Annotated in this window: 4 protein-coding genes and 1 pseudogene; 1 reads left to right on the top strand and 4 read right to left on the bottom strand. The window is 74.7% G+C overall.

Annotated elements, in window-relative coordinates; translation table 11 throughout:
- Window positions 1-220 precede the first annotated feature (220 nt).
- Entirely contained in the window at window positions 221-1,234 is a 1,014-nt protein-coding gene (locus ACVMLK_RS19600) for an MBL fold metallo-hydrolase (protein ID WP_457487375.1), read from the bottom strand.
- 168 nt (window positions 1,235-1,402) lie between these two features.
- Here ACVMLK_RS19600 and ACVMLK_RS19595 point away from each other — a divergent pair, with 168 nt between their 5' ends.
- On the top strand, window positions 1,403-2,770 hold the full coding sequence (locus tag ACVMLK_RS19595; RefSeq protein ID WP_457487374.1) for a hypothetical protein: 1,368 nt from the start codon (window positions 1,403-1,405) through the stop codon (window positions 2,768-2,770).
- Window positions 2,771-2,831: 61 nt separating this feature from the next.
- Here the strand turns inward: ACVMLK_RS19595 and ACVMLK_RS19590 are convergent, their stop codons facing one another.
- The 3 genes and pseudogenes from ACVMLK_RS19590 to ACVMLK_RS19580 form a co-directional block, all read right to left on the bottom strand.
- Entirely contained in the window at window positions 2,832-4,130 is a 1,299-nt protein-coding gene (locus tag ACVMLK_RS19590; protein ID WP_457487373.1) for a class I SAM-dependent RNA methyltransferase, read from the bottom strand.
- Window positions 4,131-4,228: 98 nt separating this feature from the next.
- Window positions 4,229-5,422 carry an acyl-CoA dehydrogenase gene (locus ACVMLK_RS19585; RefSeq protein ID WP_422922793.1) on the bottom strand — a complete coding sequence of 398 codons (1,194 nt, stop codon included), beginning with the start codon at window positions 5,420-5,422 and terminating at the stop codon, window positions 4,229-4,231.
- Between the two features lie 217 nt (window positions 5,423-5,639).
- A pseudogene (locus tag ACVMLK_RS19580) lies at window positions 5,640-5,908 on the bottom strand (DEAD/DEAH box helicase); the annotation flags it as partial.

Raw genomic sequence — 5,908 nt, 5'->3', positions numbered from 1 at the left:
CCTCGCGCCCCGCGCCCCGGTGCCGCTGCTCGACGGCATGGCCTGCGGCGTGAAGCTGGCCGAGGCACTGGTAGCCCTCGCGCCCCCGAAGCCGCGCGCCGGCAGCCTGGCGGCGCCGCAGGGCCGCGCCACCGGCGGGCTCAGCCCGGCGCTGACGCGGCTGCTGCTCGGCGGCTGACCGCCCGCCCCCGAAGGAAGAAGGCCTCCGGGGGCAACACGCTCACGCCTCCAGCGTGCCCCGCCACAGCGCCGGGATGTAGCGGTAGCCTTCGCCCTCCTTCGCGACATAGCCATTGGCGGGGAAGGGGAAGTGATAGCCGATGCAGCGGATACGGTCGGACGCCACCCGGTCCAGGATGCGGCGCCGCGTCGCCTCGGCCTGTTCCGCATCCATGTCGAAGACCAGGTGCCAGCCGGGGTTGCGCAGGTTCAGCTCGGGCCGGTTGGTGACATCGCCGAGCACCATCGCCTGCGCGCCGCCATCGGTCAGCAGGTAGCTGGTGTGGCCCGGCGTGTGGCCGGGCGTCGGCACGGCCCGGATGCCGGGCGCGACCTCCGCGGCGCCGTCGATCTGGCGGATGCGCTCGCGATAGGGCTCGAACTTGCGCCGCACCAGGGCGAAGGCGTTGCGCATCGCCTCCGGCGCGCGGCCGGCCTGGCCGTCATCCATCCAGAAGTCCCATTCCGCCTTCGGCACCACGATCGTGGCCCGCGGAAAGAGCGGCCGGTTCTCCGCGTCGGTCAGGCCGCTGATATGGTCGCCGTGGAAATGCGTCATCACCACCATCCGCACCTGGGCGGGGTCGTGGCCGGCGGCGCGGAGATTGGCCGGGGCCTGGCCCGCCGTGGCGCCGAGCTGCCCGCCCGTGCCGGTGTCGAAGAGCACCACGCCCTCCGGCGTCTCCAGCGCCGTCAGCGTATAGACGATGTCGAGATGCTCGGTGGGCATCAGCTCGGCCTGCAGTGCCGCCGCCACCTGCTCGGGCGAGGCGTTGCGGACGAAGCCCTGGGTCGGGTTGGGGCGGCGGCCGGCCCCGTCATGCAGCAGGGTGACGACGCGGCTGCCGAGGCGGAAGCGGTAGAAGCCGGGCGCCTGGGCCGGAGCGGCGCCGTCCTCGGCCTGCCCCTGGGCCCGCGCCTGTCCCTGCCCCTGGGCCATGGCCGCCGGGCCCACCCCGGCGGCCAGCGCCGCCGCCCCGGCTCCCATCAGAAGATCCTTCCGTCCGATCGGCATGCCACCTCTCCCTGTGCTGGCGCACAGCAGGTCGGCACCCGGGGGCATGGGATCAAGGGCGGGCCGGGGCGTGAATGAGCGGTGGTACCGTATGAAAACATGATAATCCTTCGGGCATTGAATCCAGGTCCTGCTCTCACTGGTTGCCTGCGCCCCGGGGATCCTCGCTTGCTTCTGTCCGCACCGCCGACCGCGACCCTGCTGCACGACACCGGCCGCGTCGCCGCGCTCTACCAGCCGGGCGGCGAGGGGCTGATCGTCTCCCTCGCGCCGCGCCAGGCCGAGCGCGCCATCTGGGGCCGTGCCTTCCTGGCCCGGCTCGGCGCCTCGCTGCTGGGCCTGGTGGACCACCGGGACAGCTGGTTCCCCGAGGAGGACATGGCGCTGCTGTCGCCGCGGCTGGAGCCCCTGCTGGCGGCGCACCGCCGCGTGGTGCTCTATGGCTTCAGCATGGGCGCCTACGCCGCGCTCAAGCACGCCGCCCGGCTGCGGGCGGATGTGGTGCTGGCCTTCGCGCCGCAGTACTCCATCAGCCCCGCCGATGTCGGCGCCTTCGATCCGCGCCGCAGCCAGGCCTTCTTCCAGGCCGCGCTGCACACCGGCATGCGCCTGCGGCCCGGCGATCTGCGCGGCCAGGCGCTGCTGTTCCACGATCCGCTCTTTCCCGAGGATGCCCGGCACGCCGCGCTGATCCGCGCCGCCGGCCCGGTCGTCACGGTGCCGACGCCCTTCGCCAACCATGATTCCCTGCGCTTCGTGCTGCAGGCCGGCGCCCTGGCGCCGCTGCTGCGGGCCGCGCTGGAGGGGCCGGTGGACATCGCCGCGCTGCGCCACGGGCTGCGCCAGGGCCGCCTGCTCTCGGCCGACTACGTGGAGAACCTCGCCGCCGCGCTGCGTCGCCGGCGGGGGGAGGCGGCCGCCGCGCGGCTGGTGCGCCAGGCGATCGAGGCGGGGAACACCGCGCCCGGCCTGCGGATCGAGCGGGCGCACCGGCTGCTCGACGAGGCGTCGGAGGCGGCGGCGGAGGCCCTGCTGGACGGCCTTGATGAGGGCAGCCTGCCGCCGCCCCAGGCCGCCGCCCTGACCGAGGCGCGCCGCCGGCTGCGTCTGCGGCGCGGCGAGGACCGGGCCGACCCGCCCGACTTCCCCGCCGGCGATCCGCTCTGGGAGGATGCCGCCGGCTTCCTCCTCGAGCGGGTGCTGCCGCGCGACCGGATTCTCGCCCCCGCCCTCTTCGCCGCCCGGCTGCCGGACATCATCCCCTATGCGCGACCGCCGGGCGATGGCGCCGAGGAGTGGGACTGGGTGGTGGTGAGCAAGGAGCGGCTGCCGGCCCTGGGCGGCGCCTTCCTGCGCAACCTCGCCGCCACCGCGACGCCGGTCTTCGCCAACGCGCTTTTCGTGATCTGGGCGCGGCAGCCGAGCTTCGGCCTGGTGGATCGCCGCGACACGCCCGAGGTCGCCGCCCTGTTGCGGGACCTGCGCGACACCGGAACGGGACCGGCCGCCGATCCCGGCTCGGCGAACCCCTTTTAGAAGGCGGCCAGCCCCTGCCGGGCCCTCGCCGCCGGCTTCCCTTCGCCCCCTCGGGCGTGCCTCATCCCGGGCGGCCGCGCGCGAAGGTGACGACGGCCTCCAGCTGACCGGACCAGAGGAACTGGTCGATCGGCACCGCCCGTTCCAGCCGCCAGCCGGCCGCCGCCAGCAGCCGGGCATCGCGCGTCAACGCCGCCGGGTTGCAGGAGACATAGACGATGCGGGCCAGGCCGCTGCGGGCCAGCGCCGGCATCTGCTCGGCGGCGCCGGCGAAGGGCGGGTCCAGCACCAGGGCGGCGAAGCCCTCCAGCTCCCTGGCCGAGAGCGGCTGCCGCGCCAGGTCGCGCCGGACCGCGGTGACACGGCCGCCGCTGCGGCGCGCCGCAGCGTCCAGCGCCGCCACCGCCTCCGGCGCGCCCTCATAGGCGGTGACGCGGGCGCGCGCGGCGAGGGGGAAGCTCAGCGTGCCGAGCCCGGCATGCAACTCGGCGATGCGCGCGCGGCCGGCGAGCTTCGGCAGCCCCTCCAGCACGGCGGCGACGATGGCCGCTTCCCCCTGCGGCGTCGCCTGCAGGAAGGCGCCCGGCGGCGGTGCCACCGCCACCCCCGCGAAGCCGATGGAGACCGGGCCGAGCTGCGCCATGGTCTCCTGCGCCGATCCCTTCAGCGGCCCGGCGGCGATGCGCGGCACCTCCTGAGCGGCGGCGAAGGCGGCCAGCGTGGTGCGGTCGGCGGTGCCCGGCTGGCCGTCCAGGCGGAGCAGCAGATCGGGGCCGGTGTCGAGCAGGTTCAGCAGGGCCGAGCCCTCGCGGCGGAAGGCGCCGAGGCCGCGCAGCATCGCCCGCAGCGGATCGAACAGCGCCACCAGCGCCGGGTCGAGCACGGCGCAGGTCGAGAGATCCTCGATGACGGCGGCGCCGCGCCGGTGGAAGCCGAGCGTCACCGCGCCGTCCGCCCCGCGCCGCAGGGCCAGGTCGGCGCGCCGCCGCGTCGCCGGCGGCGTGACCACCGGCTCCGCCACGGCGGGGTCCGCGAAGCCGGCGCGGGACAGGGCCTCCACCAGCCGGGCCCGCTTCCAGGCGGCATAGGGCGCGTCGGCCCAGTGCTGGATCTGGCAGCCGCCGCAGGCCTCGCCGCGCGGGTCGAAATGCGGGCAGGGGGGCACGACGCGGTCAGGCGAGGCGGCAAGCAGCGCCTCCAGCCGCGCCGCCACCCCCTCGCCGCGGCGGGTGGCGGTCGTGGCGCGGACGCGCTCGCCCGGCAGGGCGCCGGGGATGAAGCAGGGCGTGCCGTCCGGCAGGCGGGCGAGGCCGTCGCCGCCGGCGCCGAGGCCGGTGATGTCGAGATCGGTGCTGGTCATGGGTCCGGGCGGGAACGGGGCAGGGGCCGGGAGGCCGGACCGGAGAGGAGCGGACCCGGTGGCGGGCGGGGGAGGCCGCCGCCGCCGGGTCCGGGCGCTCAGGCCCCGAAGGCGTTCAGCCCGGTCTGGGCGCGGCCGAGGATCAGGGCATGCACGTCATGCGTGCCCTCATAGGTGTTCACCGCCTCGAGGTTCATCACGTGGCGGATCACGTGGTACTCGTCGGCGATGCCGTTGCCGCCGTGCATGTCACGGGCGACGCGGGCGATGTCGAGCGCCTTGCCGCAGGAATTGCGCTTGCAGAGGGAGATCATCTCCGGCGCCACGCGGTGCTCGTCGAACAGCCGGCCGAGGCGCAGCACGCTCTGCAGGCCGAGGGTGATCTCGGTCTGCATGTCGGCCAGCTTCTTCTGGATCAGCTGGGTGTTGGCCAGCGGGCGGCCGAACATCTTGCGCTCCATGGTGTAGTCGCGCGCGGCGTGCCAGCAGAACTCGGCGGCGCCCAGCGCGCCCCAGGCGATGCCGTAGCGGGCGCGGTTGAGGCAGGAGAACGGGCCCTTCAGCCCCTTCACGTCCAGCTTGTTCTCCTCCGGGCAGAACACCTCCTCCATCATGATCATGCCGGTGGTGGAGGCGCGCAGCGAGAACTTGCCCTCGATCTTGGGCGCGGAGAGGCCCTTGGCGCCCTTCTCCAGCACGAAGCCGCGCACGTCGCCGGCCTCGTCCTTGGCCCAGACGACGAAGACATCGGCGATCGGGGAATTGGTGATCCAGGTCTTGGAGCCGGAGAGCAGGTAGCCGCCATCGACCTTCTTCGCCCGCGTCCGCATCGAGCCGGGGTCGGAGCCGGCATCGGGCTCGGTCAGGCCGAAGCAGCCGACCAGCTCGCCCTTCTGCATCCCCGGCAGCACGCGGTCCTTCAGCGCGTCGGTGCCATAGGCCCAGATCGGGAACATGGCGAGCGAGGACTGCACCGAGAAGGCCGAGCGGTAGCCGCTGTCGACGCGCTCCACCTCGCGCGCGATCAGCCCGTAGGAGACGTAGTTGACCCCGGCGCAGCCATGGCTGTCGAGCGTGGCGCCGAGGAAGCCCATCTCGCCGAACTCGTTCATGATCTCGCGGTGGAAGACCTCGTGCCGGTTGGCCTCCAGCACGCGCGGGAAGAGCTTGCCCTGGCAGTAGTCGCGCGCCGCGTCGCGGATCATCCGCTCATCCTCGGTGAGCTGGTCCTCCAGCAGGAGGGCGTCGTCCCACACGAAGGCGGGGCGGGCGGATGGGGTCACGGCGTTCATGGCGTTTCTCTCCAGCGGCTGGGGTCGGCGGGAGGCGGCGCCCGCTCCGGCCAGCGGAAGGGCGCCTCCTCCGAATGGGGTCTGCGGGACCGTTCCGAGATCCGATCACGCGCAATCTGGCGCCCTTCGCGCGCCTCGGCAACCGGGCGGCGGAGCGCGCGGCGGCACGGCCGCCCTCTCCAGGGAACCCCCCGGGGATCTCTCCCCGGGAAGGGTCTCAGGCAGCGGCCTCCTGGCCCCCGCCGGAGTCGGCGCCGGTATCGCGCTGCGGGCGGGGGATGGGGATCAGCATGAAGGCCGGCACCGCATCGCCGAAGCCCTTCACGGCCGGGCCCAGATCGTCCCGGTCGCGGCGCGCATGGTCGCGGCGGCGGTCCTGGCGGCCATCCTCGCGCGGGGCGCGCCATTCCTCGCGGGGCGCCCGCTCGGGCCGTGGCGGCGGCGCGGCCTCCTCGGCCGCCACCGGCGGCGGCGCCTCGCCACGGC

The sequence above is a fragment of the Teichococcus aerofrigidensis genome, from assembly GCF_054073225.1.
This window is presented reverse-complemented; position numbering and strand designations above follow the sequence as displayed.

What these genes read in the sequence shown, in the direction of transcription:
- ACVMLK_RS19585 (WP_422922793.1), bottom strand. Translation starts at nt 5,422, where the DNA reads ATGAACGCCGTGACCCCATCCGCCCGCCCCGCCTTCGTGTGGGACGAC.
- ACVMLK_RS19600 (WP_457487375.1), bottom strand. Translation starts at nt 1,234, where the DNA reads ATGCCGATCGGACGGAAGGATCTTCTGATGGGAGCCGGGGCGGCGGCG.
- ACVMLK_RS19590 (WP_457487373.1), bottom strand. Translation starts at nt 4,130, where the DNA reads ATGACCAGCACCGATCTCGACATCACCGGCCTCGGCGCCGGCGGCGAC.